21 protein-coding genes are annotated in these 25,530 nt (G+C 71.6%); 8 read left to right on the top strand and 13 right to left on the bottom strand.

Features of this window, described 5'->3' with window-relative positions:
• Positions 1-289: 289 nt before the first annotated feature.
• Positions 290-1,066 (bottom strand): ADP-ribosylglycohydrolase family protein, encoded by a 777-nt coding sequence (locus NAEX_RS14695; RefSeq protein ID WP_096328121.1) that lies wholly within the window; start codon positions 1,064-1,066, stop codon positions 290-292.
• Positions 1,067-1,286: 220 nt separating this feature from the next.
• On the opposite strand from NAEX_RS14695, the gene NAEX_RS53805 reads away from it, so the two are divergent.
• Entirely contained in the window at positions 1,287-1,421 is a 135-nt protein-coding gene (locus tag NAEX_RS53805; protein WP_256254105.1) for a hypothetical protein, read from the top strand.
• Positions 1,422-1,670: 249 nt separating this feature from the next.
• Here NAEX_RS53805 and NAEX_RS14690 read toward each other — a convergent pair whose 3' ends face one another.
• Positions 1,671-2,447 (bottom strand): SDR family oxidoreductase, encoded by a 777-nt coding sequence (locus NAEX_RS14690; protein ID WP_096333619.1) that lies wholly within the window; start codon positions 2,445-2,447, stop codon positions 1,671-1,673.
• 98 nt (positions 2,448-2,545) lie between these two features.
• On the opposite strand from NAEX_RS14690, the gene NAEX_RS14685 reads away from it, so the two are divergent.
• On the top strand, positions 2,546-3,442 hold the full coding sequence (locus tag NAEX_RS14685; protein ID WP_096328120.1) for a LysR family transcriptional regulator: 897 nt from the start codon (positions 2,546-2,548) through the stop codon (positions 3,440-3,442).
• Positions 3,443-4,048: 606 nt separating this feature from the next.
• Entirely contained in the window at positions 4,049-6,217 is a 2,169-nt protein-coding gene (hflX, locus tag NAEX_RS52915; protein WP_245913716.1) for a GTPase HflX, read from the top strand.
• A gap of 1,466 nt (positions 6,218-7,683) precedes the next feature.
• Here the strand turns inward: hflX and NAEX_RS50165 are convergent.
• The 3 genes from NAEX_RS50165 to NAEX_RS14665 all read right to left on the bottom strand — a co-directional run bounded on the left by NAEX_RS50165 (position 7,684) and on the right by NAEX_RS14665 (position 10,891).
• Positions 7,684-7,848 (bottom strand): hypothetical protein, encoded by a 165-nt coding sequence (locus NAEX_RS50165; RefSeq protein ID WP_170135723.1) that lies wholly within the window; start codon positions 7,846-7,848, stop codon positions 7,684-7,686.
• A gap of 580 nt (positions 7,849-8,428) precedes the next feature.
• A complete protein-coding gene (locus tag NAEX_RS14670) occupies positions 8,429-10,177 on the bottom strand; it encodes a hypothetical protein (RefSeq protein WP_143141208.1) in 1,749 nt (582 codons plus the stop codon).
• Between the two features lie 441 nt (positions 10,178-10,618).
• Positions 10,619-10,891, bottom strand: coding sequence for a hypothetical protein (locus NAEX_RS14665; protein WP_096328117.1), 273 nt, complete (start codon positions 10,889-10,891; stop codon positions 10,619-10,621).
• Positions 10,892-11,559: 668 nt separating this feature from the next.
• On the opposite strand from NAEX_RS14665, the gene NAEX_RS14660 reads away from it, so the two are divergent.
• The 3 genes from NAEX_RS14660 to pgeF all read left to right on the top strand — a co-directional run bounded on the left by NAEX_RS14660 (position 11,560) and on the right by pgeF (position 13,733).
• On the top strand, positions 11,560-11,829 hold the full coding sequence (locus NAEX_RS14660) for a hypothetical protein (protein WP_096328116.1): 270 nt from the start codon (positions 11,560-11,562) through the stop codon (positions 11,827-11,829).
• Between the two features lie 9 nt (positions 11,830-11,838).
• Positions 11,839-12,804, top strand: a complete 966-nt coding sequence (locus NAEX_RS14655) for an RluA family pseudouridine synthase (protein WP_096328115.1) — start codon at positions 11,839-11,841, stop codon at positions 12,802-12,804.
• Between the two features lie 188 nt (positions 12,805-12,992).
• Positions 12,993-13,733 carry a peptidoglycan editing factor PgeF gene (pgeF, locus tag NAEX_RS14645; RefSeq protein ID WP_096328113.1) on the top strand — a complete coding sequence of 247 codons (741 nt, stop codon included), beginning with the start codon at positions 12,993-12,995 and terminating at the stop codon, positions 13,731-13,733.
• Positions 13,734-13,745: 12 nt separating this feature from the next.
• Here pgeF and NAEX_RS14640 read toward each other — a convergent pair whose 3' ends face one another.
• From NAEX_RS14640 to NAEX_RS14600, 8 genes are all read right to left on the bottom strand, one after another.
• Positions 13,746-13,991 carry a hypothetical protein gene (locus tag NAEX_RS14640; protein ID WP_096328112.1) on the bottom strand — a complete coding sequence of 82 codons (246 nt, stop codon included), beginning with the start codon at positions 13,989-13,991 and terminating at the stop codon, positions 13,746-13,748.
• Positions 13,992-14,605: 614 nt separating this feature from the next.
• The gene (locus NAEX_RS14635; protein WP_096328111.1) at positions 14,606-16,519 is read right to left on the bottom strand and encodes a TolC family protein; all 1,914 of its coding nucleotides are present in this window, start codon (positions 16,517-16,519) and stop codon (positions 14,606-14,608) included.
• Between the two features lie 492 nt (positions 16,520-17,011).
• Positions 17,012-18,220, bottom strand: a complete 1,209-nt coding sequence (locus NAEX_RS14630; protein WP_096328110.1) for a hypothetical protein — start codon at positions 18,218-18,220, stop codon at positions 17,012-17,014.
• Between the two features lie 556 nt (positions 18,221-18,776).
• The gene (locus NAEX_RS14625; RefSeq protein ID WP_170135722.1) at positions 18,777-19,574 is read right to left on the bottom strand and encodes an energy transducer TonB; all 798 of its coding nucleotides are present in this window, start codon (positions 19,572-19,574) and stop codon (positions 18,777-18,779) included.
• A 17-nt stretch (positions 19,575-19,591) separates the two neighbouring features.
• Positions 19,592-20,032 carry an ExbD/TolR family protein gene (locus NAEX_RS14615; protein WP_096328108.1) on the bottom strand — a complete coding sequence of 147 codons (441 nt, stop codon included), beginning with the start codon at positions 20,030-20,032 and terminating at the stop codon, positions 19,592-19,594.
• A 27-nt stretch (positions 20,033-20,059) separates the two neighbouring features.
• Positions 20,060-20,725: a MotA/TolQ/ExbB proton channel family protein gene (locus NAEX_RS14610; RefSeq protein WP_096328107.1), complete on the bottom strand. Its 666-nt coding sequence runs from the start codon at positions 20,723-20,725 to the stop codon at positions 20,060-20,062.
• A gap of 75 nt (positions 20,726-20,800) precedes the next feature.
• Positions 20,801-22,036 carry a tRNA pseudouridine(13) synthase TruD gene (truD, locus tag NAEX_RS14605; RefSeq protein WP_096328106.1) on the bottom strand — a complete coding sequence of 412 codons (1,236 nt, stop codon included), beginning with the start codon at positions 22,034-22,036 and terminating at the stop codon, positions 20,801-20,803.
• Entirely contained in the window at positions 22,033-22,965 is a 933-nt protein-coding gene (locus NAEX_RS14600) for an outer membrane protein assembly factor BamD (protein ID WP_096328105.1), read from the bottom strand. The genes truD and NAEX_RS14600 overlap by 4 nt, the downstream gene beginning before the upstream one ends.
• 146 nt (positions 22,966-23,111) lie before the next feature.
• Between NAEX_RS14600 and NAEX_RS14595 the strand changes: the two genes are divergently transcribed.
• Both NAEX_RS14595 and xth read left to right on the top strand, forming a co-directional pair.
• Positions 23,112-24,455 (top strand): APC family permease, encoded by a 1,344-nt coding sequence (locus NAEX_RS14595; protein WP_096328104.1) that lies wholly within the window; start codon positions 23,112-23,114, stop codon positions 24,453-24,455.
• A 10-nt stretch (positions 24,456-24,465) separates the two neighbouring features.
• Positions 24,466-25,251, top strand: coding sequence for an exodeoxyribonuclease III (gene xth / locus NAEX_RS14590; RefSeq protein WP_096328103.1), 786 nt, complete (start codon positions 24,466-24,468; stop codon positions 25,249-25,251).
• Positions 25,252-25,530: the final 279 nt, after the last annotated feature.

Raw genomic sequence — 25,530 nt, 5'->3', positions numbered from 1 at the left:
CATCGTTCAGGCCGCGCGTCGGGGCGAGGGGCGGGGGCGAGGGGCGGCGGTGATTCGCCGGTGGTCGAGCCCGGTCGCTCGCCGTCGGCGCTCGCCTGACCATCGCCTTGTCGAGCGGCGAGCCCGGGCAGCGCGTGCTGCGAGCGGCGGTTGAACGGTCTTCAGCAGCACCTCGTGGAGCTGCGAGGTCGGACCGCGGCGGTGCACCACGGAACCGGCGCTCGCTCGCCGAACAGCGCGCCCCTCGCGGCCGGGCGTCACGAGGAGGAGAAAACGGCTGTCCTTTCGGTCAGGTAGGGACCCGGTAGTGGGCGCAGAACTCTTGCAGGAGCTGCCACAGCTCCGGCCTCAGGCGCTGCTCGACCTCGGCGACGAGGGCCGGCGGGACCTCCTTATAAAAGGCCTGGGCGACCGCTCCGGCCATGCATGCGAGGGTGTCGGCGTCGCCGCCGAGGGAGATCGCCAGGCGGATCGCCGACTCGACGTCGTCGCTGTCGAGGAAGGCGATGATCGCCTCGGGGACCGAGCCCTGGCAGGTGACGTCGAAGGCATAGCCGGGACGGATCGCGGCGACCTGGCGATGGAGGTCGTAGCCGAAGCGATCTTCGATGTCGTCGCGGATCTTCCGCTTGTCGGCGCCGTGACGGGCGAGGAACACGGCGACCGCGAGGGCCTGGGCGCCCTTGATGCCCTCGGGGTGATCGTGCGTCGGCAAGGCGCTGGCGCGCGCCTCGGACAGGACGTCGTCGAGCGTGCGCATGGCGAAGCCGACCGGGCTGACCCGCATCGCCGAGCCGTTGCCGAAGCTCTGGTACGGACCCATGGCGTCGTCGGCGAGCCACTTGCGGAACATGCCGCCGTAGCCGCGACCGGGATAGCGACGCCCGTACGCCCGCAGGGTGGCGGCGTAGGGCCGACGGTGCAGCAGGCAGTCGGCGACTGCGAGGGTCATCACGGTGTCGTCGGTGAAGCTGCTGTTCGGCTTGAACAGGGTGAAGTCGGTGCGCTTGATGTTGGCGCGCTCGTGCACCGAGCCGATGATGTCTCCGGCGATCGCGGCGATCATGCGGAGGAGGATACTCGTCTCGCGGGGGCGGCGTCGCGGCCGAGGTCCGGGGGGCGCGAGCGATCGCCGCTCACGCTCGGGACGCATGCGCGAGGTTCGGTCCGCTTGAGGCGAGGTCACGGAGGCGCTGTTCTGGGTCGATGGCGGACCCGGCGCTGGCACGCTGCGTCGGCTCGGCGTCGCGCCGCTGCGGGGTCGCGCGTCCGCGGTGATCGTCCGCGTGGTCCTGTTCGCATGGTTGCCGCTCCTGGTCCTCTCCGCCGCGGAGGGCGTGCTGGTCGGCGGCACGACCCTGCCGTTTTTCGACGACGAGGTCCGGGACTTCGTGCAGCGGGCGTTGCGGTTGTTCTTGTGAGTCGATTGCTGTCCGGTCGGACTGGGCTCTCGCACCTGGGCAGGCAATTTTCGAGCGGCTCGCCGGAGCTCGAGACCTTCCGGGACTGGCCACGCAAGCCCGAGCATCGTCCACGCTCGCAGCTCATGGCCGGCGAGCTCGACCTGGTCGCCGGTGACAGCCGACGACCTGACGTTCGTGCTCGAGCTGCTCGACCGCGCGAGGTCGCGGGCTGATGAAGTGGCGGATGACTCGCGCAGCTCGTGCCGCTCACACCTGGGCCTGGCCGCCGTCGACGAACAGCTCGATGCCGGTGATGTAGCTGGCGTCGTCGGACGCGAGGAACGACACGGCCTTGGCGATCTCGTCGGGAGTGCCGACGCGGCCGAGCGGGGTGACGCTGGCGGCCTGCGCGGCGAACTGCTCGATCTGCGCGTCGTTCATGCCGAGCTCGGAGCGGTAGGCGGGCGTGACCACGGTGCCGGGGGCGACGACGTTGACGCGGATGCCGCGGTCCTTGAGGTCGACGGCCCAGGTGCGGACGAACGAGCGCAGGGCCGCCTTGGTCGCCGCGTACACGCCGAACGCGGCGACGCCCTTGCGTGAGACCATCGAGCCGTTGACGACGATCGCGGCGCCGGCGGACATCAGCGGCAGGGCCTTCTGCACGGTGAACAGGGTGCCCTTGACGTTGATGCCGAAGTACTTGTCGAACACGGCCTCGGTGACCGCGCCGAGCGGCTCGAAGGCGCCGCCGCCGGCGTTGGCGAACAGGATGTCGAGGCGGCCGTGCGCGCGTCCGATCTCGGCGAACACGCGGTCGAGGTCGGCGAGCACACGGATGTCGCCGCGGATCGCGGTGACCTTGCGGCCGATCTGGCGGACGGCCGCGTCGAGCTCGGGCTGGCGGCGGCCGGTGATGTAGACGTGGTCGGCGCCCTCGTCGACGAAGCGCTGGGCCGTGGCGAGGCCGATGCCGGTGCTGCCGCCGGTGATCAGGGCGACCTTACCGGCGTGTTTGGTGGTGTGAATGTTGCGGGTCGACATGGCCGCCAACCTACGGCGTGTACGTCCGTGGATAAGCGGGCGACCGGTGGCTTCTTTGTTCACCGTGGGGAATAATCCGGGCGGAGGCGCGCCGGGCGATGGATCAACTCCTCGCAATCAAAGTGTTCGCGCGGGTCGTCGAGGCGGGCACCTTCACGCGGGCGGCGGACTCGTTGCAGATGCCGAAGGCGACGGTGACGAAGCTGATCCAGAGCCTCGAGGCGCACCTGCAGGTCAAGCTGCTGCTGCGCACGACCCGGCGCGTGACGGTGACGCCGGACGGTGCGGCCTACTACGAGCGCACGAGTCGGTTGATGTCCGAGCTGTCCGAGCTGGACGCGTCGCTGCGCGGGGCCCAGGCGAGCCCGCGCGGGCGGCTGCGGATCGACACGGGCGGCGCGATCGCCAGCGGGATCTTGCTGCCCGCGCTGCCGGAGTTTCGCGCCCGCTACCCGGACCTGCACATCGACCTCGGGGTCACCGACCGCATCGTCGATCTGATCGGCGAGAACGTCGACTGTGCCCTGCGCGGCGTCGCGGAGGACTCGACGCTGATCTCTCGCAAGATCGGGACGGTCGGCTGGACGACTTGCGCGTCGCCCGGGTACCTGCGGCGCCGCGGAAAGGTCCAGCATCCGCGTGACCTCGAGGCAAAGCACGCGCTCGTCGGGTACGCGTCGGCGCGGACCAGCCGCACGCAGTCGCTGGTGTTCACGCGCGGCGAGGAGACCGTCACGATCGATCGGCGCCCGGAGGTCACCGTCAACGAGCACAACGCGCACGTGGCCGCGGCGCTGGCGGGGCTCGGGGTGGTTCAAACGCTGGACTTCTCGGTCCGGCCGCACATCACCCGCCGGGCGCTGGTGCCGGTGCTCGGCGACTGGCCGCGCGCGCCGCAGCCGATCTACGTCGTATATCCGCCGAGCAAGCACCCGAGCGCGAAGCTGCGGGTGTTCGTCGACTGGGTCGCGGCGCTGATGGCGAAGGTGCGCTAGGCCAGGAGCAAGATCGGCCACGCCTCATCGCCTCGCCCGCAGCCGGCGACCAGGAGACTTGCGGCGAGCAGCGATGCGAAGGATGGTTCGTTTCGCCGAGATGACGTAACCGCGCTGGGAGGATCGGCGTCGGGCCGCATCGTGGCGACCGCCGCATGCGCCGAAGGAACCTCGGCGGCGGGCGGGTCGGTGGCGCCGGACTGGGCAGTGTGCTGGCGTCGCGCGGCCTCGAAGTAAATACAGTTCGGGGCTTGCGCGAACGGGCGCGGTGGTGGCATCCTGTCCGCGACATGTTCGCGTTCATCCGCCTGCGCTGAGCTCCGCAGTACCGCCCGCAGACCGCGCGTTCCGGGAGATCTGGCGCGCAGGTCGCTAGTGCGAGTGCTGCGGTGCCGTGCCCGCATTTCCGTCCTTTGAGTCCAACGGAGTGCCCGGGCGCGGCGTCTCATGCCGCCGGAAGACGCAGCCACGTCGAGCCGTCGTCTCCCCGCGCCGGGCACATGAGTCGCGCGCACGGGCTTCCCAGCTCGCTCGGGCCCAAGGGCCGCGAGCGGAGGAGTCCATCGTATGACCAGACATTCCAGGCATTCGTCCACCGTGCGTTCCATGCCGCGCGCCCTCGTGCTCGGCCGGCAGTTCCCGGGCGACACCGAAGCGTCCGTGCAGGCGGCCCTCGACGAGCTCGAGAACCTGCTCGCCCAGCTCGAGATCCGCGTCGTCGCCACCCTGATCCAGCGCCATCGGAGCACCGATGCGACGATCGGCGAGGGCAAGCTCGCGGAGCTCGCGGCGCGGGTCGCCGAAGTCCGCGGCGATTCCCAGGAGGAGGAGCTCCTCCTCGTCGTCGACGACGCGCTGAGTCCCGTCCAGCTCCGCGCCCTCGAGGACGCGCTCGCGGGCGTCGAGGTGATCGACCGCGCGAGCGTGATCCTCCGGATCTTCGAGCGGCATGCGCGAACCCGGGTCGCGCGGCTCGAGGTCGAGATCGCCGCGCTCACGCACGCGCTCCCGCGTGTCCGTGAGGACAGGTCGCTCGGCGGGCGCGAGGGCGGCGGCGGGGGCCGTGGCGAGCGCGGTCACAGCAACGTCACCCTGAAGAAGCAGGAGCTCCGCGAACGGATCGCCGGGCTGCGCCGGGAGGTCGCAGGCCTGCGCGCTGCCGAGGAGACGCAGCGGGCGCGCCGCAAGGACCTGCCGCGCGCGGCGCTGGTCGGCTACACCAACGCGGGCAAGTCGTCGCTGATGCGCGCGCTGACCGGGAGCGAGGTGCTCGTCGAGGACCGGCTCTTCGCGACCCTCGACACCACGGTCCGGGCGCTCTCGCCGGAGACAGCGCCGCGGATCCTGGTGTCGGACACGGTCGGCTTCATCCGCGAACTGCCGCACGAGCTCGTCGCGTCGTTCCACGCGACCCTCGCCGAGGCGCGCGACGCGGGGCTCCTCCTCGTGGTCGTCGACGCGTCGGATCCGCAATGGCGCACGCACCTCGCGGTGACCCGCGAGGCGCTGGCGACGATCGGCGCGGCAGCGGTGCCCTCTCTGGTGCTCTTCAACAAGATGGACCGGGTCGACGCGGCGACGCGTGCGGCACTGGCCGAGGAGCTGCCGGATGCGCTCCAGATCTGCGCCTACGCGCCGGCGGACGTCGCACGCCTGCGCACGGCGCTGATCGAGGCGTTCGATGCGTCGCAGGTCGACGATGTGCTCGAGGTGCCCTTCACGGAGGGGCACCTGCTGGGGGAGATCCGCGCGCATGCCCGCGTGCTCGCAGAGGAGTACACCGAGCTCGGGGCCCTGCTCCGGGTGCGCGCGCTGCCGGCGGCGCTCGAGCGCTGGCGCGGGCTGCTGTCGACGGTGCGGCCGATCACGAGCCCGGCGGAGCTGCTCGCGGTCGTCCGCCGGCACGGGCTCGAGCTGCAGGTTGAGGTCGCCGACTTCGATCGCGCGGGGCTCGACTTCCTGGTCGTGCATGCTCGCGACGAGGCGGGAACGCCGTGGATCGTGCGGACGCCGCGTCGCCCCGAGGTGACGGCGTCGACCTACGTCGAGGCGCGGGTGCTCCGGCTGGTGCGCCCGCGCCTGCCGGTGGCCGCTCCCGACTGGCGGGTGCATGCACCCGACGTGATCGCGTACCCGCGGATCTCCGGCACGCCGGCAGTGACGGTGACGCCGGAGGGCCCGCGGTGGAACATCCTCGATCCAGCGGCGCCCTCCGAGGCGTTCCTCGAGTCGTTCGCGCGGACGCTCGCGGCGTTGCAGTCGATCGCGCCGGAGGCGGCGAGCCGCGCGGGCGTGCCGACGACGACGATCGCAGAGGTGCGCGCGGCGCTGTCGCGTTCGATGAACGCGACCCGCGAGGCGCTGCAGCCCTCGGAGGCGGTGTGGGAGCGCTGGCAGCGCTGGCTCGCCGACGACTCGATGTGGCCGCAGCACCTCGCGCTGGTGCATGGGGACCTTCACCCGGGGCACATGCTCCTCGGGACAGACGGGAGAGTGGTCGGGATCCTCGACTGGACGGAAGCACGGGTGACCGACCCCTCGGTCGACCTGGCGATGTTCTACGGGTGCTTCGGGCGGCCGGCGCTCGAGCGGCTGGTCGAGCGCTTCGCGCGGGCGGGCGGGGCGACGTGGCCGCGTCTGACCGATCACGCCGCGGAGCGCTGGGCGGCCTTCCCGGTGCTCGTCGCGGAGTGGGCGCTCCGCACCGACAACGCGGCGGTGCTCGAGCATGCACGCGGACAGCTCGCGGCGGTCACGGCCGAGACCGCGACCTGAGCGCGGCGACGGCCGCGTCGGCGCGGTCGAGGGTGCCCCCCGCGACCGCGTTCCAGAAGATGAAGACGCGGCTGTCGCGGGCCTGCATGCGGATGTCTCACGTCGGTGAGCGGCGCGATGCTCACCCCACACGGGCGGCGCATCGCCGGTGACGTCGAGCGCACCGCGGCGCGGAGACGCACCGAACACACGACGGCCGACCTCTATGACGTGCTCGCGCCGCTCGAGCGCGGGGGTTCATCCGCCGCCGCTCAAGACCTCGATTCAGCCCGGAAGGCGCGGCCTGCTCCGTCGTTGTAGCGCTCGTCGACCACAGAGCTCAACGACGCCGCTCCAGATTTCGGTGAGGGCGATGGCTAGCAACCCATGCTGCCACCCCATGAAGTGGCTGACGCCCAGGAGATAGGCGAGCGCCGCGATCAGGCAGATGTAGCCCACGACGCACAGCGGCCAGAATGGCGTGTAAATCGCCAGCTCCCCAGAACTCCTTGGTCGGCAGAAAACCAAGTCGCTGTGGCGGCAGCGGTGCCTTGAGGAGCACTAGAGGTCGCCCACCCGTCGAGCTCACCATACGCCGCGAGCCTCACGTGCCCGACGTCCTCGAGCTCGTAGGCGATATCGATATGCACGCCCTCGGAGAGGTCGACGGCGGCAGTCACCGCATCGGCCGAGAGGTCCACCGGCGCCTGGAGGCTGTTCGAAAACTCGCGGGGGTGGCGGGCGCGGGACTGGAAGCGGCCGCCGCGAAGAGTGAAACGGCGATGAAGAGTTCGGTGAGCATATCCCGCGATGGCAAAGGCTCGGCAGACCACAAGCGGACGACAACAGATCTCCGGCGGCGAGCGGCGAGCGGTCGACCAGCTTCGCGCGCTTCATCGGCTGTTCGTCGTCGAAACCACGGATGACGGCAGGTGCGGGCCGCACGCCCGCGGTGGGTGACGGGCAGCGGCGCGGCGACCGCAGCGACACTCGGCGGGCTCGAGCGACGCGTGGCTCCTCGCCGGGTTCGATCGGGACCGCGGCATCACGACCTGCGCCGACGCGTCTGGGTGCGGGCTCGGCGGTATCCGGCCTGGTAGGGGCTGCGGGGGCCAGCGAGGTGGTGGGCGCGGCCTGGGGAACGTCGGGCTCACGCGCGCGCAGCTCGCCGTCGACGCGCGTGACGTGCGGGACCTCGGGCTCCTGCGCGCGCAGTTCGAGCTGGGCGGAGTCGATCGCGGCCGAGTTCGTCAGGTTGTCCAGGCGCGCCTCCGTGCTCCGCGCGCGACGGCGACGGCGGCTCTCGCCTTCCTGTCGCGGACGCTCGACCCGGTGGATGCCCATCAGGTGGTGGCCGGAGAAGGAAGTCGCGGCGACGAACGTGCCCGCGTCCGTCTCGACCTTGACGGTGGGCGGCGAAGCGGGCGGCGCGGGTGCGGCCCACCAGCCTGGCGCCGTGGCTCGGTCCTTCGGGGCAGGGTTGTCCTTCAGGACGTGGTCACCAGCGGGTTGCTCGGCGCGAGGGGAAGTTGCTCCTCCCACCACGGGCGCTCCTTCTGGTCCGCGCCCTTGCCGTCGTCGAACGGGTAGCCGTCGACGATCCCCCAGAAGAACCCGCGTAGGATCGCCCAGATCACATGCAACACCTTCACGACGAGGCACCGTAGCACCCGCTCCGAGAGGCCATACGCGGCCCGAAAGAATTTCAGCAGGCGCGCCGACGGACCATCTTCGGGGCCGGGGACGCTGGCGCTCGTATTGCTGTCTCGAAGGACATCCGCGGGACTTCTTGGGATGTCCCTTGACATCACTGGATGTCTTTTGGGACATCCAGTGATGTCCCTTCGGACATTTGGTTGAGCGCCGTCGCACATCCGGGCCGGCCGTCCGGTTGGGCGCGATTGCACGGCTGGGCTTGACCGCGCCCGGCGGGCTCTAGCAGGGGTGCAGGGGGAGCTGCACCCCGGAAAGGTACCGTCCATGACCCGGCGCCGGAAGACACATGGTCGCGACGCGGAAGATCGGACCCTTACGGTGACGTACCCCGTTCGCATTCGTCGAGCCCGGAGCTAGAACCGGCCGCGCAGTACGAGGCCGGCCCCCTGCGCCGCCGTATAGCGCCACCTCGTCCGCCGACGAACGCGACCACGCTCGCCAGCGACGACGAGAATGCTCGCGATCTTGCGCCTGTGCTCCATGCCGAGCCTGGTGTCATCACACAGAGGCACATGCTCACTGGCCTGGCACGGCGCGCGTCAGAGTGATCTGGACGCGAGGCCGGGCGCGGTTGAACTCGCCAATGACGCTCAGCTTGCGCCCGGCCGTCCAGGGGGCGAGGGTCGCGGCGCTGGCGGGACCGAAGTGGGCGAGCAGCCCGGCGAGGTCGTCCGAACCAAGGAAAAAGGTCGGCGCGGTGGTGAGCTCGCGCGGCGCCTGGGTCAGCAGCCAGCGCGCGCCGTCGAGGTGGTCGGCGGCGATGATCCAGCCGGTCTTCTCGTCCGGCTCGCTGGCGATGTAGCCGGTCATGCGGCCGCCGAGGGCCGCGGCGGCCAGCGGAAGCTGGAGGCCCTCGACGGGGACATCGGTGAACGTGGCGCCCCCCACGGTGGCGAGCGAGCGCACCAGGCTCAGCTCCTGGTGATGGAGGCGCGCGTAGTGGACCATCTCGCCGGTCGCCCCGAGGCGGATCCTTCCGCCGGCGCCCCGGACCCCGCCGACGAGCTCGAAGATCGTGCGCGCGACGCCGGCGTCGCGCCCCCCGGCGAGGCTCCACCGCTCGAGCGCGCCGAGCTGGTTGGGCCAGGTCTCGACGGCGAGGACGACGAGACCCATCTGACCGGCGGCCGCGATCGTCGGCCTGAGCCGGTCCTGGCTGGCGTAGTCGCCGAGCGCGAGCTCGTCGAAGCCGGACAGCCTGGGCAAGGGCGGTAGCTGCCAGCACAGCAGCGCGCCGTCGCACAGGGCCGCGCGGCTCGGCCCCGGCAGGCTGTCGCCGGCGGGAGCGAACAAATGTTCCAGCGCCTGCGCGGCCGTGAGGTCGGCTGGTTCCCAGGACATGGTGATTCGGACATCCGCCGGATCGAGCGCGGCGCTGATGCTGAGGCCGGCGAACAGCCGACGCGTGTCGCGGAGGCGGAGCAGCGCTGCCTGCTCGGCGAGCCGGGCGTCGACGATGGCGTGTCGCTGTCCGCTCGGGGTGACGGCCAGGGTGTCGGCGAGTTCGCCGAGCGCGAAGATGTCGTCGATCGCCGGGATCGTGGCGCCGTGGACGTAGAGGGCGAAGTCGCCGGCAAGGCTGGCGAGCGCCGCGAGCTTCGCGGGTCGCGCGGCCATGGCGGCGGTGGCGGCCTCGACGCGGCCGTCGTCGGCCGCGACGTCGGGGTACGAGTACAGCTGCACGAAAGCGTCGACGACGAGGGCGCCGCCGTCGCGACGCAGCAGGATCGTCGCGCTATCGGAGGCGACGCAAGCGTCGTGCGGCAGCCGCTCGCACAGCCCGCCGGCGCGCTCCTGCTTGCGGACGATCGCCAGCAGGATCTCGGGGTCGCGCACCGGGATGTGCAGTCGGTTGTGATAGGTCATCGCGGCGGCGTCGCGCAGGAGCTCGGGCGGCAGCGGCGGGATCGCGGCGGGATCGTCCGCCGGCGCGGCTGCGATCTGCTGGATCTGCTCGCGCACCGCCGCGATTCGCGGCGCGACCGGCCGCATCAGCGTGCCGGTGATGACGCCGTCGCGCTCGAGGCCGAGGTCGTCGATCGAGCGCAGCCGCAGGCCGAGCGCCGTGCTCACGAGCGCCAGCGCCTGCTCGCGCTCGGCGGCCATCGGCAGCGCCTCCACGAATTCCTGCAGCTGCTGCGGACGCAGCTTCACATAGTAATGCCCGTCCTCGAGGTGGCCGGGCGCCGTCGGGGACTCCGGCTCGGGTAGGGGGACGATGACCGGCGGGGCGGCGATGTCGGATGTCCGGTCGCTGGGGGACATTGGCGCGACCTTCATCGCTTCCGCCTGGGGCTCGGTCTGTGTGTGCGGCGTGCATGCGAACAGGAAGGCGAGCGCGAGGCTGCGAGCGAGACCGACGGACATCGGCGCAGTATGCCACGAGGCCGTTCTCCCTGCTGGCCGGCAACGACCTCGCCGATCTCCGAAGTCACGTCGGCGGGCCCAAGGCAGGCACGCCTGCGCCGTGATGGCGGACCCGAGCAGGAGTCGCCAGAACAGGCCGCGTAGCACGAGGCTGGCCCCCTGCGCGCCGCCGTAGGGCGTGAGCCCGACCCGCTCGCGGACGGGGGCCACGCTCGCCGACGAAGACCAGACCCACGGTCTGGGCGGCGACGACACGCGCGCTCACCCCGGGGCCCACCGCCGCACGAACACACGGCGGTCGACCTCGAGGACGTGCTCGCGCCGCTGGAGCGCGGGCGTTCATCCGCCGCCGCTCAAGACCTCGTCCCGCGCGCGTTGCAACGCGCGCGGCCTGCTCCATCGTCGCAACGCTCGCCGACAACAGAGCTCAACGATGCCGCTCCAAACTTCGGTGAGGGCGATGGCGAGCAACACGTGGTGCCACCACAGGAAGTCGCTGACGCTGACGCCCAGAAGATAGGCGAGCGCCGCGATCAGGCAGATGTAACCCACAACGCACAGCGGCCAGAATGGCGTGAAGAACGCGAGCTCCCAAAATTCCCGGGTCGGCAAGAACCCGAATCGCTGCGGCGGTAGAGGCCGGGGTCGTGATGGGCATCGTCTTGGCCGTGGGCGTCGGTGGGTCGCTAGCCGTCGCCTTGCTCCCACGCACACAACGGATCGCTAACCAGCTCAAGCACAGCGCGGCGGCCCAGCTTCCTCGGACGGACGACCAGTAACCAGATGTTGATGGGTGACGCGCGATGCTTGCGGGCCGTGCGCCTCGTGTGCCCGGCGTACGCAAGAGACCTCGTGCGCCTATTCAAGTGGGGGTGAATCGCCGCGCCGACTCGGCGAGGGACGCGGAAGTGCAAGATGGTCTCGGAGATCGCAGGAAGGGGAGCGTCTTCGAGGGCGACCGTCCACGCGGCCGAACCGTACCGGAGCTCAAGGTGCACTCGGGCGGCGGCGGCGAACGCGGCAGCAACTGCCGCAGTCCCTGCCGAGGCTGGCGCGAGCAAGAGCTCGCGGGAGACCCGCGCGGTTGGTGGCCATGGGGTGGCCGTCGGCCGGGCCCGAGCGGGCCCTGGCGGGCCCGAGCGGGTCCGGCCCGTTTCGCTCGAAACGCCCGCTGTTTGGAGATCCACCGCGTTTCGCGGAAGGGGGGCGTTTTTGGCGAAGCGGGCCGGCGAAATTGCGGCGACTTGGCGGGGGCCGCGGCGCTGTGGCATCCTCGCGGCATGGCAGCCACGCCCATCGACAACGACGCCCGCGCGCAGCAGCTCGCCCGAGCGATCGCCTCGGACATCCAGCTCTACAACAAGCAGAAGATCGAGGAGGCGCTGATCAACGACAACTTCTTCGACGCCCTCGGGGAAGAGATCATGGAGGGCCGCGACCTGTTCCGCGGCCGCGTGACGCCCGAGCTGTTCCGCAAGAACTACTACGACCGCGCCATCGTCGACCGCGTGATCAAGCCGATGGCGAGCCTCAAGACCCACATCTGGTAGGCTTCGGGCCTGCGCCTCCACCTCGGAACCGACGCCATCGGGCGTCGCCTCGACCAGGCTCTCGTCGCCGAGCTCGCTCGCCGCGGGAGCCCCTGCACGCGCTCGCAGCTGGCCCGCGCCTTCGCGGCTGGCAAGGTCTGCGCGGCCGGCGGAGGGGCGCTCAAGGCGTCGCGCATGGTCGACGCCGAGGTCGAGGTCGAGGTCGAGCTGCAGGCGCCTGAGCCGCTGCACGCGACGCCGGAGGCGCTGCCGCTCCACGTGGTGTTCGAGGACGAACACCTGCTGGTGATCGACAAGCCGGCCGGGATGGTGGTCCACGCGGGTCCCGGCCACTCGCACGGGACGCTGGTCAACGCGGTGCTGCACCACCTGGGGATCGGCGCCGAGGCGTTGCCGGTGCTGCCCGGCAACGACGCGACCCGTCCGGGGATCGTGCATCGCCTCGACCGCGACACGAGCGGGCTGTTGGTGGTGGCCAAGCACATGCAGGCGCAGGAGGGGCTGGCGGCCCAATTCCGCCGGCACTCGCTGCGCCGCCGCTATCTGGGTGTGGTGCGCGACGCGCCGGCCTTCGCCGAGAAGACGCTGCGCACCGGTCACGCGCGCGACCCGGTCGACCGCCGCCGCTTCACCTGGGACGCGAGCGACGGCCGCCGCGCCGTGACGCACGTGCGCACGGTGCAGCGGCTCAGTGGCGCGGCGCTGCTCGAGTTCCGCCTCGAGACCGGACGGACGCATCAGATCCGCATGCACTGCCGCATGCTCGGCCACCCGATCGTCGGCGACGCGCTCTACGGCGGCATGGGCGGTCCTCCTGCGATCCGCGCGCTGGCCGAGGGCCTTGGACGCCACGCGCTGCACGCCGCGGTGCTCGGGTTTTGTCATCCGATCTCCGGCGCCGAGCTCGACTTCGAGAGCCCGCTGCCGCCCGAGCTGCGCGCCCTGGTCGTCGCGCTCGGCGGGACGGAGCCGTGAGCCTCGCGCCGGCCGCTCGAGCGCGGGGCTTCGAGAGCCGGCTGCTCGAGTGGCCGTGCTTCTCGTCGCGCCTCGCCGTCGCGACGATTTCCCCCGTGACCTTCGGCGCCAGGCTCGGTGTCAACGAACTGCCCGGGCTGCGCGCCCTGATTGTTGCGCTCGGCGGCGGGGGACAATAAGAGGTCGGGGTGCTCGCTCGCGCTGCCCTGCTCGACTCCCCGCGCCTCGTCCACGGTTTCACCGATCGCACCGGCGGCGTCAGCCGCGGTCGCTTCGAGAGCCTCAACCTCGGCCGCCGCTGGGGCGACGACCCCGGCAACGTCGACGAGAACCTGCGGCGCGTCGCCGCGGCCGGCGGCTTCTCGCCCGACCAGCTACGACTGGTGCGGCAGGTCCACGGCGCGGCGGCCTGGCGAGCGTCGGCGCTGACGCCGGGCGCAGAGGGCGACGCGCTGTGGGCCCGGGCGAGCGACGGACCGGTGGTGGTCGGAGTGATGACGGCCGATTGCGTGCCGGTACTGCTGGCCGATCGCGCGGCGACGGCGGTCGCGGCGATCCACAGCGGCTGGCGCGGGACGGTGGCGAACGTGGTCGGAGCGACGGTCGCGGCGCTGGTCGCCGATGGCGTGGATCCGTCGCAGCTGGTCGCGGCGATCGGCCCGTGCATCGAGGTCGAGGCGTTCGAGGTCGGCGAGGAGGTCGCGGAGCAGTTCGCCGCGGACCACGTACGCCGAGAGCCCGGAGCGCGGCCACACGTCGATCTGGTGGCGGCAGTCCGGGCTCAGCTGGAGGCGGCAGGTGTCCCGAAGGACAGCATCGAGCGCGTCGGCGGTTGCACCTGCCGGCACCCGGAGCAGTACTTCAGCTACCGTCGCGACGGCGCGGGCATCGGTCAGATGCTCGCGTTCATCGGCATGCGCGGCGCCTGAGCGGCGCGGGGCTCACTCGGCGGCGGGAGCGGGAGCGGCTTCCTTCTTCTTGCCGTCGACGGTGAGGTTGCCGTACTGGTCCGCCAGAGTCTCGCGCTTGCCGCCGAAGATGCCCTGGAAGGTGAAGAGCATCATCCAGGCGAACATCAGGGTGAAGGCCCCGACGACGACGATCTGCAGGATGCCGGAGACGTCGGAGATAGGGGGCTTGGAAGCTTCGAGCTCCCACTTGTTGTCGGCGATTTCAGAAGCGGACATGGCTGCTCTCCAGCCGCCCGAGGGCGAGCACGCAGCAACCTAGCACGAGCGGCGCCGGCGAAACAAGCCGAGCGCAGGGCTCAGGCCCGGCGGAGCCCGCGCCCCGGCGCTCCCGGCGGCTCCGGCCGGAGATCTCGCCTCGGCCGCCCCCGGTGCTTGCGACACGACCTCTGGCAGGTTTGGGGGTCCGCGGTCCCTGGGGGAGGTGGGGCTGGGTGAGCTCGCCCGCGCGGCCTCGCGGCCGCTGCTGTCGGGGTCGGCGATCTGTCCTTTCGGGCAGGCTCGGGCGCTCGAGGGTCGGCTCGAGGCCGTACTGCCGGACAGCTCTTGAGCAGCGCGGTGGAGCTCGACGGCTGCTCTTCAGCGCGCGGCCGTACCTGCCCCGACAGCGCTCGAGCAGCCTGGGCGCTTCGGCCCGCATCGCGTTCGATGCCGCCGTGGAGCTCGGCGGCTGCCGCCGCTCGGCTCGCGGCCGTACCTTCCCGACAGCTCTTGAGCGGCTCCGTGTGGATCGCCTTCGTTGCCGCCATTGGAGCTCGGCGGCTGCCGCCGCTCGGCTCGAGGCGCACCGGTCGGAAATTTCTTAGAGGTGCCTTCGCCTCTGCGCGGCCCGATCAGCGGTACTTGCCGCCGGTGGGGCTCGACGTCTGGCGCGCCCCGGCGGCGCCGTTCAGCTCGAGGCCGTAGGACGGGAGCAGCTGGCCGGTGAGGGTCTGCAGCTCGACGGTCGCGCGGAGGTAGTCGATCTGGGCCGAGAGCGCGTTGAACTGGGCCAGCGCGAGCTCGTCCTGGCGGAACAGCACGTCGTAGCTGGTCGAGCGGCCGACGCGGAAGCGGGCCTCCTCGGCGCGCAGGTTCGACTCGGCCAGGCGCACGGCCTCGCTCGTGATCGTGAGGCGCGCGCTGGCGGTGCGCATGGCGTTGACCGAACGGATGACGGCGATCGAGATCTGCTGCTGCGACTTCTGCAGGTTGTACTCGGCCTTGCGGATCTCGAGGATCACGCGCTCGTGGTTGGCCTTCGGGGTGCGGCCCTGGATGTCGAAGTTGAAGTTGAGCGAGCCGCTGATGTTGAAGTCGGCGAACGGGCCGGTGTTGAAGTTCACCTTGGCGACGTCGGTCGCGGTGAAGAAGTTCGAGAAGGCCTCCGGCCACGAGGCGCGCTTGGCCGGGATGCCGGTATCGGCGTTGGCGATCTGGTCGATGCTGCGGCCCTGCGGGGCGAACTGGAACCGGAAGTCGAGGATCGGCAGGCGGGCGTTGGCGGCCACGAGCTCGTCGATGCGGCGGCTGGCGATGCCGATCTCGAGCGAGCGGAGCTGCGGGTTGGCCTGGAACGCCTTCTTGATCTCGGCCTCGAGGTCGATCTCCCGCGGCGCGAGCGCCTGCGGGTCGGTCAGCGGCAGCACGCCGAGGACCTTGCGGTTCGAGAAGTCCTGGCCCATGAACTGCCGCAGCGTCAGGCTGCGGTCGAGCAGGGTGTTCTCGGCCAGCACGACCTCGTTCTCGCGGGCGACGAGGGATTGATAGATGGTGTCGAGGTCGAGCTGCGACTTGCGGCCGGCCGCGACCTCGGCCTTGACCCGGCGGTGCTGTTCGGAGGTCGTGGCGGCGCTGCGGCGCTTGTTCTCGAGGTCCCGGGCGGCGAACAGGACGTCCCAGTAGGCGAGGATGATGTCGTGGATCGCCGTCTGCGCCAGCTGCAGCTGGTTGGCTTCCATCTGCGTGCGCGCGATCCGGGCCCGGTCGATGTCGGCCCGGTTGACCCGCACGCCGGCGTTGCGCAGCAGCGGATGGGTCAGCGTCAGGCTCGGCGAGATCATGTAGAGGTTCAGCGAGCGGACGCCGGCCGCCGCGTTCTGGATGTTCAGCGGCTGCAGCGTCGAGCTGCGGGTGGTCGTGACGGTGAAGTTGATCGTACCGCCCGACTCGAGCTTGCGCTCGAAGCCGAAGTTGCCGGACAGCTGATGCGAGCCGACGTTGAAGGTCAGCTGCGAACCACGCTGCGGGGTGACGGCCTTGCTGGCGGTCACGCCGGCGAGGAAGAACACGTCGTAGGCGCCGAGCGCCGCGGTGATCTGCTTCTCGGTGATGGCGATGTCGATCGCGCTGTTGCGCAGGTCGATGTTGCCGTCGAGCGCACTCTTCAACACGTCGCTGAGCGACAGCTCCTCGGCCGCGAACGACAGCGGGTACAGCGTGGCCGGGTCGGGCGCCGGCGCGCCCGGGGGGAGCTGGTCCGAAGGACCTGTCCCGGGGGACGTGCTCGGAGGGACAGCGTCGGGCCGCGGCCGCATCAGCGGGGTGCGCGGGGCGGTAGGATCGGCGGGGCTCGGCGGACGGGTCGCCGGCGGCGTGACGCTGGTCGGCGACTGGCCGAAGTTGACGCCGGGCGCCGGACGGGCCTCCACCGGCGGCGGATTGGCCCGCTGCTGCACGTCCACCGGCATGCCGGTGGTCGGGTCGAGGGTGCCCGGCGCAGGGGCGGCGAGCAGGGCGGCGAGCAGGGTTACGGTGAGGCCCAGCACGGATCCAGACGGCTGATAACGCCGGGGGCCGGCGGGGTCAAGCGGCACCCCCCGGGGGTGCGGCCAGGCCGGGAGCCGGCGCAGCCGGTGGCGCCGGGTCTCGCAGGGACGCACCGGCGGGGCGGGGCTCGGGGCTGGACTACGAGCTGAAACTATCGGGCCGGGCCGGGGGTCGCCCGGACCGCGTGAGCCAGGTCCAGGCAAAAACTCGTCGATCCGCAGCCGCGCAGCCCCGCGGCGCTCCCCGCGAGGCTCCGACTCGGGCTCGACCTCGACTCGGGGTCGACACCGATGGACGCCGCGAGAAGCTGTCTTCGAGGACAGGAATCGGGAGATTGCGAGGGTCGCCTGCGCGGCGGCGCGCGGCGCGGACGATCGCCGGCGATGTCGGCCGCGCTCCCGGCGGCTGTCTCTCAGGACATGTGCGAGGACGATGGGTCGCGCCGGGGCGCCGCTCGTCTGAGGCCGACGCCTGCGCGGCGGGGCGGCGGCTCAGGGCTCGACCTCGACCTCGAGCCACCACCAGTCGACGCCGAGGCGGCTGTCTCTCAGGACATAGAAGAGGGTGGCGCGGCCGTCGGGCGGGAGCTCCTCCGCGTCCTGCTCGCCCTTGCGCATGGTCCACTGATTGAAGGCCTCGCGGTCGTCGCTGCCGCCGGACAGCAGGGTGCCCCAGGTGCGGTACCAGGAGCCGTCGATGCGCTCGGTCTGGATCTCGCTGCCCATGCCGCCGATGCCGTTGTTGATCGGCACGGGGTAGGTCTGGAGGTCGGAGGCCGGGGTCTCGGTGTCGATCTGGACGGTCTGGCCGCGCTTCACCTTGACGACGGCGCCGCGCGGCTGCTCGCCGAGCTCGATCTGCTCGTCGGCCTCGGGGTCGAGGATGGTGACGCGGAAGCTGGCGATCCGCGGGTTGCGGTCGCCGTCGGGGATGTCCTCGGGGGCAGGGACCTCGCCGAGCTCCGGCGGCAGCTCGAAGCCGAACATGCCGGCGAACGACAGCAGCTTCTCGATCGGGCCGACCGAGACGCGGGTGACGGCGTAGATGCAGTCGTTCGGCAGATCGGCGGCCTTGCTCAGCATGGCCTCGGCGCACTCGCGCGTGCTCGGCGAGCCGGGCGCCTGGCTGATCATCGTCAGCTCGATGTCGCCGCCGAGCAGCAGGTTGGCGGCGAAGGGGGCGACGAAGTCGAGGCGTCCGTCGTCGCTGCCGTCGTCGGGCAGGCGGCACGGGCTCGGGTACTCCGGCAGCTCCATCGCGCTCGGGTCGATGTCGGTGAAGCTCGGGACCGGGCACTCCTCGAGCTCGTCGAGGTCGAGCGGGAGGGCGCCGCGCAGGCAGGCGAACAGGCCCTGCGCCGGGCCGAGCCCGCAGGCGATCCACATCGGGTCGAAGTCGGGGCCGGCGATGTCGAGGACGCCGGTCGGCTCGACCATGAACGGGGTGACGCGGACGGTCTCGAACGGCAGCGCCTCGCAGCGGACGCCGGCGTCGGCCGGCTCGTCGCCCGGGAACAGCGGGGCGATGACGTCGCTGCGCAGGGCGAGGATCCGCGGGTCGGCGATCCGCTGGCTCACCGGCAGGTCGGGCGCGCAGGCCAGTCCGAAGAGACATGTCCCGAGAGACAGGAGCCCGACGAGCCCCGCGCGGCGGGCCGAGACGGACGGACCGGGATCGTGGGGACGGAGCGCGCGCGGCACGGCGGCCCGGACGATAGCCCCGATCGCCGGCGGGGGGCAAACGCGCGCCCGCACGCGCCGGGGCCGGGCAGCCTCACTTGGCCACGGCGAACTCGCCTAGCGGATCGTGTGCGCGGCGGCGCGGCCGTCGACGGCGATCGCGGGCCGGAACACCTCGCGCAGGGCCCCAGCGGCGTGGGACGGACGTGCGATCTCCGGTGGGTCCCGGAGTCAGGCGCCTGCGAGGTGGCGGGGCGGGCCGGAAGGCCGTGAACGACTCGGCCCGGGTGATGCGCCTGGAACCCTCGCGGGTCGAGAGCCGCGCACCACTCGGGCCCGGTGACACGGCCGCGAATCACTCGCGGTCGAATGGCCGCCGAAGCGCGACCGGATGATGCGGCCGCGAATCACTGGAGGCCCGGCCACCGATCGGGTCGGCGAGTGCGGGGGCGGGGAGTGCGGCGCGAAGGACTCGCGACCGGCGAGCCACTCGCAGCGACGTGACATCCGGCCAGGACGACGTGCGAGCAACGGCGGTCGAACGAAGGCTGCCGAGCGAACGGCTGCGATCCTCGGTTCAGTCGCCGAGCTGGAACTCGTACTCGTAGCGCAGCTCGAAGTCGGCGGGCTGGCCGTTGGTGGCGATGGCGGGCCGGAATTTGGCCCTGCGCAGGGCCTTGGCGGCGATCTTGCCGCAGCCGTGGCCGATGTCCTTGGCGATCTTCACGTCCTTGACGGTGCCGTCGCGGCGGACCTGGACGGTGAGGATGACGACGCCCTCGATGCCGAGCTCCTGTACCGCAGGACATTGCTCTTGGGGCACGTTGACGACGGCCGGGAGCTCGCGGATGTAGAGCTCGCCGCGCGGCTCCCAGGTCGGGCCGCCGTCGCCGGTGCCGCCGGGGGTGCCCTTGGGGCTGCCGCCCTTGCCCTTGGAGTCGGGGTTGCCGGTGCCGCCGGGCGTGCCGCCGGGGGCGCCGACGCCGATCTTCACGCCACTGTTGCCGGAGGAGGTGGTCTGGCTGGCGTCCATGCGCAGCGGCGGCGGGGCCTCGTCGGGCTCAATTTGTTGCGGCTCGGCCTTGGCCTTCGGCCGCGGCTTGGGCGGCGGCTCGTTCTTGCGGACCTCGGGCACCGGCTGCGGCTCGGGCGGGGTCTCCTGCGGCTTCTCGGGCTCCGGTTCGGGCTCGGGCTCGGGCTCCGGTTCGGGCTCGGGCTCGGGGATCTCGAACTCCACGAGGTCGATCTGCGGCTCCTCGGGCGGCGGCGGCTCGACCGACAGGTACGACAGCAGCACCGCGAGCAGGGCGTGGAGCCCCAGCGAGCCGAACGCCCCTGTGCCGGACCGAGAGAGAAAGCTGCCGCCGAGGCGCATCGCAGGTCTCGCTCAGATCAGGAGGGCGCGGGGCTGGCCTTGGGCTTCTCCGTGGCGATCGCGTACTTCTTGACGCCGGCGTCCCGCAGCAGGTCGACGAGGTGGATCATCGACTTCACCTGGGCCTCCTCGTCGCACTGGATGATGCCCTGGAGGTCGCGGCCCTCGGCGAGCTTGCGCGTGATCGCCTCCTTGATCGCGGCGTCGCTGTCGACCGGCTTGTGGTCGACCTCGAGCTTGCCGTCCTTCGCGCAGCTGAGCAGGATGTGGTGCTGCTTGGGCTCGAGCTTCTGGCCGGTCTGCGCGTCGGGCTTGTCGATCGCCAGCGCCTCGGACTCCTGGATCTTCGTGGTCGTGACCATGAAGATGATCAGCAGCACGAGCATGACGTCGACCAGCGGGGTGACGTTGATGCTGTTGATGCCCTCGTCGTCGTCGAGATTGGTGTCGGCGGCCACGGCGTGGATCCCCCTGGGAAGGCCGGCTCAGTGGGCGCGCGGGGCGTCCGAGTTGCCCGACTGGTTGCCCGACAGCGACAGCACCATGTTGGTCAGCGCGTCGGCCTCGCCGAGCAGCGCCTTGACGCGACGCTGGAAGAAGTTGAAGGCGATGACGGCCGGGATGGCGACGAGGAGGCCGACGGCGGTGGCGACCAGCGCCTCGTAGATGCCGGCCATGACCGCGTTCGAGTACTCGGCGCTGCCCATCACGCCCGAGCGCTCGATGGCGCGGAAGGTCTCGATGATGCCGAGCACCGTGCCGAGGAGGCCGATGAACGGCGAGTTCGAGCCGACGGTGCCGAGGAAGTTGAGGTTGCGCTCGAGCCGGAGCTTCTCGCCGGGGCGCAGCGCGGCCATGATCGCGGCCATCGAGCCGGCGCCGCGGTGGCTGGTCTCGAGCATCTGCGCGGCGATCCGGGCGCCGGGGCTGGTGGCGGTCCGCAGGACCTCCTGGGCCTTGGCGATGTCGCGGTCGGCAAGCGCGGCGTGGAGCGCCCGGACCAGCGCCGAGTCGCGCCCCTGGACGCCCGAGTAGAAGATCAGGCGCTCGATCATCACGGCCACGCTCACGACGGACAGCCCGACGAGGATCCAGAGGATCCACTCCGAGCCGACGGCCGAGAGCTCGAGGAATTTTTCCGAGAGCTTCATTGGTGAGCCATGCGAACCGTAGCCCAGCCGGCGCGAAACGGCCAGTGTTCGCCGGCGACGCGGGCGCACGCCTGCTCAGACCGGGCGCTGAAGCTCGCGCAGGAGGGCCGTCGCGTAGCTCCCGGAGGGCAGCTCGAAGCTGAGGGAGACCCCGGGGCCGAAGTCGTCGCGCACGGCCTCCATGTCGACCGCGAGCGGCGCGACCTGCAGCGGCCGCCGCGTCCCCTCGAGGGTGTGACCTAAGCCCTGCAGCGTCGCCAGGTCGATCTCCGCCCGCGCGAGGATCTCCGCCTCCAGCGCCCCGGAGGGGGTGTCCGGACCCGGCGCCCGCATCTTGCTGCCGAACATCGGCCCGGTGATGCCCAGTTCCCCGGCATCGAGCCGGGCCTTGTCGGTGGCCGGGTCGGTGCACTCGAAGAGGCCGCCCGTGGCCGTCTTCTTCAGGATGTCGCCCCGCAGCACCTCGCGCATGAGGCCGCGGGCGCGGCGCTCGAGCAGGTAGAGGTTGAACAGCGCCGACTGCCCGGCGCTGAGCAGGAAGTCGGCCCGGCCGCGCCGGCGCGCGCGCGCCAGAGCGGCGAGGCCCCGCGCCAAATTGTCACTGCCAAACCGCTGCTCGCCGTAGAGATTGTCGAGCCCGCCGAGCGCGCGCAGGCGCTCGACCTTGGCGCGGCAGCGGGCCAGGGCCTCGTCGACCGGCACGACCGGGTCGCGCACGACGATCGTGAAGCGATTGCCGCGCAGGTGGCCGCGGCGCAGCTTGTTGCCGTGAGGATGAGCTGTCCCGAGGGATATGTCCGAATGGACAAATTGCCCGAGACGCGCGGCCGCGGCGGCGGGCAGGGAGATCCACTGCTCGGTGACGGCGTCCTTGTCCTTGAGGCCGGCGAGCCCGACCTCGGCGCGCGGGATGCCGAGCTGGCGCGCGACCTCGGCGACCGCGTCCTCGCTGCCGACGCCGCGCTTGCTCAGCACGAGCAGGACGTGCGCGCCCGGGCGGCCGTCGGGGTCGTAGGCCGGGATCTCGCGGACGCGAAAGTCCTCCGGCCGGCAACGGATGGCGCCGCCGACGCCCGGCAGGTCGGCGGTCTGCAGCGGGGGCTCGCGCAGGCGCTCGAGGTCGGCGGCGGACAGGCCGCGGCGGGCGCGAGCGTCGCCCGCGCCGGTCGCAGCGGCGTCGCGGCTGTCCGCCGGGACAGGTGCCGAGCGGCTGTCCGCGGGGACAGGCGAGCTGTCCCCAGAGACAGCCGGAGCGTCGGCCTGGCTGTCCGCGGGGACAGGTGCTTCGTCGGCCTCGCGGTCGCGGCTCACAGCGAACCCGTGCGGCCCTCGAGGGCGGCCTTCGGCTTGCCCTTGGCCTTGAGCGCCTCTTCGTCGACCTGCTTGGGGCGCGGCGGCGCGACCGGGCGGGGCGGGCTGCGGTCGGGGCGCTTGCGGCTGGCGTCGGCCGGGCCGTAGGTGTCCTGGATGTACTTGAGGTAGAGGCGGGCCTGGCGGCCGTGGTGGTGCTTCGGGTGCTGCGCCTGCAGCTCGGCGAAGGTCGTCCGCGACAGCTCGATCTCGTCCATCTTCAGGTACGTCAGCGCCAGCAGGAACAGCACCTCGGCGTCGAGGCCGATGCCCGAGTACGACTTGTGGGCCGTCTCGAGCCGGCCGATCGCGGCCTCGGGGCGGTCGCGGTCGAGGTAGAACTTGGCGACGTAGAGCTCGTGCTCGAGCAGGCGGCGGCGGACCTCGTCCTGCAGCTTGATCGCCAGCGGGTGCATCGGGCTGTTGGGGTAGTGGTCGAAGAAGTAGGCCAGCTCGACCAGCGCGTCCTGCAGCTGGTCCTGGTCGCGCTGGTAGTGCGGGGGCATCAGGAAGAAGCCCTCGGGCGCGTTCATGTAGGCCGAGACCGCGGCCATGTACGCGCACCAGCCGTTGAGCACGTGCTTGTGCGTCGGGTGCAGCTTGTAGAACTGCTTGAACTGGTCCTGCGAGGTCGTGTAGTTGCCCTGGGCGAACTCGGCGCGGGCGATCAGCAGCTCGGCCTCGACGGCGTAGCGGCTGAACGGGAACCGGATCCGCACGAAGTCGGCGTACTGGATCGCCTCTTCGTAGTCCTTGTCGGTGAACTCACCGATCGCCAGCTCGTAGTTCTCGCGCGCGGTCTGGCCGTAGTCCGTGCTGAGGTTGGGACCCGTCTTGCAGGCCGCAAGGCTGAGCCCCACCGCCAGCGCCGCGCTGCACAGCCGCCGCATGCCGAGCCGCGAAGCTAGCCGCGGCCCGGCCCGCTGTCAAAGGCCAAAGTTCAGCGCGCTCCAGGTGGCTGCGGGCGGCTCGCGCGGCGGGTCCGGTTTCTTGCGTCCGGCCGCCCGGACCCCGATCATCGGTTAGGCTGCCCCGGATGGAGACGCGACACCTCGGCCGCTGGGCGGCGCAAGCGCTGGTCGCGGGCTCGATGCTCGGCATCGGCATCTTCATTGCCCCGCCGGTGGTCGCCACGCACGTGCAGAGCCCGTTGTGGTTCCTGCTGCTGTGGGTCGCCGGCGGCCTGGCGGCGCTGTGCGGGGCGCTGTGCGTGGCGGAGCTCGGGGCCATGATGCCGCGGGCCGGCGGCGAGTACCCCTACCTGCGCGCGGCCTACGGGCCGGGCATTGCGTTCGCGACAGGTTGGTTGCAGCTGCTGGCGACCTTCCCGGGCTCGCTCGCGACCATGGCCGTCGGGACAGCCGCGTTCCAGCTGCCGGTGCTGCTCGGGCCGAGCTTCGCCGCGCCGGTCGACCTCGGCCTCGTGACGGTCGAGGGCCCGACGTTCTGGGCGATCGCGCTGGTGCTGGCGCTCACGGGGCTCAATCACGTCGGCATCGTGCTCTCCGGGCGCGTACAGCTGGTGCTGACGGTGGTGCCGCTGGCGGTGCTGCTGGCGGTCAGTCTGTTCGTGGTCGGCGACATCGGTACGGTCGAGGTCTCGCGCGAGGCCCTGCGGGTCGGCCTGGACCCCGGGCCGTCGGCGTTCGCCGTCGCCCAGGCATACCTGTCGATCTACTTCGCTTATTCCGGGTGGAACGCGGCGATCTACATCGGCGGGGAGATCGCCGACCCCGGGCGCAACCTGCCGCGGGCGGTGGTCGGCGGGACCCTCATGGTCGCGATCCTCTACTTCGTGCTGTGCGCCGGCTACCTCTCGGTGTTCGACATCGACAAGCTGGCCGGGGTCGGCGAGGCCGGCACCGCGGCCGCGGGCGCGCTGTTCGGCCACGCCGGGGTGATCGCCGTGACGCTGATGATCTTGCTGGCCATGCTCGGCTCGATCAACGGCACCGTCATGGCCGGCTCGCGGATCGCCTACGCGATGGCCGAGCAGGGCCACTGCATCCCCGCGGCCGGGCGACTCTCGGCCCGCTTCGGCACGCCGGTGGTCGCGCTGTGGCTGCAGGCGGCGCTGGCGACGGCGCTGATCCTCAGCCACCGGTTCGAGCAGCTGATGGACTACGCGGCGGCGGCGATGCTGATCTCGGGGTCGCTCGCGGTCGCCAGCGTGATCGTGCTGCGGCGCAAGGATCCAGAGCATCCGCGGCCGTACCGCCTCGGCTTCTACCCGTGGGCGCCGCTCGTCTACGTCGGCTCGAGCGTGTTCGTGCTGGGTGCGCTGGCGGCCAAGGGCGACCTCTCGGTGCTCATGGCGGCGGGGTGGTTCGGGCTGGCGCTGCTGCTGCACGCCCTCGTCGTCGCGCCGCGGCTGCGCTAAGGTTCGCGCCATGAACCGGCCCTTCACGCTGCTGACGTGGAACGTCAACGGGATCCGCGCGCGCCTCGACGACGTGCTCAGCTTCCTCGCCGAGAAGAGCCCCGACGTCGCCTGCCTGCAGGAGACCAAGTGCGAGGACAAGGTGTTCCCGCGCGTGCCGTTCGCGGAGCTCGGTTACACCGTCCACATCCACGGCTCGAAGGGCTACGCCGGCGTGGCCACGCTGTCGAAGATCAAGCCGACCGAGGTCGTCACCGGCTTCCGCGGCGGCGACGCCGACTCGCACTGCCGGATCTTGAACACCGAGATCGACGGCCTCCGCCTCTACAACCTCTACGTCCCCAACGGCACCGCGCTCGGCACCGAGGCCTTCGCCTACAAGCTGGCTTGGCTGGCCCGCCTCAAGGCCGAGCTCGCCGAGCACTACTCGCCCGACGCGCCGGTCATCCTGTGCGGCGACTTCAACATCGCCCCCGACGAGCGCGACGTCGTCGACCCGCGCGCGCTCGAGGGCTGCACCCACTTCTCGCCGCAGGAGCACGCGGCCTTGCGCGAGCTGCTGGCGTTCGGCCTGCAGGACTGCTTCCGCAAGCACGACGACCGCCCCGGCCAGTACACCTGGTGGGACTACCGCCGCGGCGACTTCGACCGCAACCGCGGCATGCGCATCGACCACGTCTACGCCAGCGCGCCGCTCTACGCCCGCTGCGAGTCGGTGGTCCACGACAAGACGCCGCGCGGCTGGGACGCGCCGTCCGACCACATCCCGGTGATCGCGACCTTCCGCGGCCCGTGACGGCGGACGGGCCGCGCGCCCGAGCGGGTCGCGGCGACTGCCTCGAGGTCACTGGACGCGCCTGCCCGAAGGTGATGTCACCCGGCGGGGCGGGCCTGCTGGAATGGACGACGCCATGAGGACGGCTGCGTCGGGGAATTGCCGATGAGCCCGGCCGCGCGGCCGCCCTTCCGTGTGCGTGAGTTCGCCGCGATCTCGGCCGGGCCGCCCGCGGGACCGGCGTGGCTGCGAACGGCGGCGTCGGGTCAGCCACGCCGCGTTCGCACGCGGTACTCTAGT

The sequence above is a fragment of the Nannocystis exedens genome (genome assembly GCF_002343915.1).
In the GTDB taxonomy this organism is placed as follows: domain Bacteria; phylum Myxococcota_A; class Polyangia; order Nannocystales; family Nannocystaceae; genus Nannocystis; species Nannocystis exedens.
This window is presented reverse-complemented; position numbering and strand designations above follow the sequence as displayed.

Excerpts from the sequence above, each read along its gene's own strand:
- NAEX_RS14695 (WP_096328121.1), bottom strand. The coding sequence starts at position 1,066 with ATGATCGCCGCGATCGCCGGAGACATCATCGGCTCGGTGCACGAGCGC.
- NAEX_RS14690 (WP_096333619.1), bottom strand. The coding sequence starts at position 2,447 with ATGTCGACCCGCAACATTCACACCACCAAACACGCCGGTAAGGTCGCC.
- NAEX_RS14685 (WP_096328120.1), top strand. The coding sequence starts at position 2,546 with ATGGATCAACTCCTCGCAATCAAAGTGTTCGCGCGGGTCGTCGAGGCG.
- hflX (WP_245913716.1), top strand. The coding sequence starts at position 4,049 with ATGCCGCGCGCCCTCGTGCTCGGCCGGCAGTTCCCGGGCGACACCGAA.
- NAEX_RS14670 (WP_143141208.1), bottom strand. The coding sequence starts at position 10,177 with ATGTCCCCCAGCGACCGGACATCCGACATCGCCGCCCCGCCGGTCATC.
- NAEX_RS14660 (WP_096328116.1), top strand. The coding sequence starts at position 11,560 with ATGGCAGCCACGCCCATCGACAACGACGCCCGCGCGCAGCAGCTCGCC.
- NAEX_RS14640 (WP_096328112.1), bottom strand. The coding sequence starts at position 13,991 with ATGTCCGCTTCTGAAATCGCCGACAACAAGTGGGAGCTCGAAGCTTCC.
- NAEX_RS14625 (WP_170135722.1), bottom strand. The coding sequence starts at position 19,574 with ATGCGCCTCGGCGGCAGCTTTCTCTCTCGGTCCGGCACAGGGGCGTTC.
- NAEX_RS14610 (WP_096328107.1), bottom strand. The coding sequence starts at position 20,725 with ATGAAGCTCTCGGAAAAATTCCTCGAGCTCTCGGCCGTCGGCTCGGAG.
- NAEX_RS14600 (WP_096328105.1), bottom strand. The coding sequence starts at position 22,965 with ATGCGGCGGCTGTGCAGCGCGGCGCTGGCGGTGGGGCTCAGCCTTGCG.
- NAEX_RS14595 (WP_096328104.1), top strand. The coding sequence starts at position 23,112 with ATGGAGACGCGACACCTCGGCCGCTGGGCGGCGCAAGCGCTGGTCGCG.
- xth (WP_096328103.1), top strand. The coding sequence starts at position 24,466 with ATGAACCGGCCCTTCACGCTGCTGACGTGGAACGTCAACGGGATCCGC.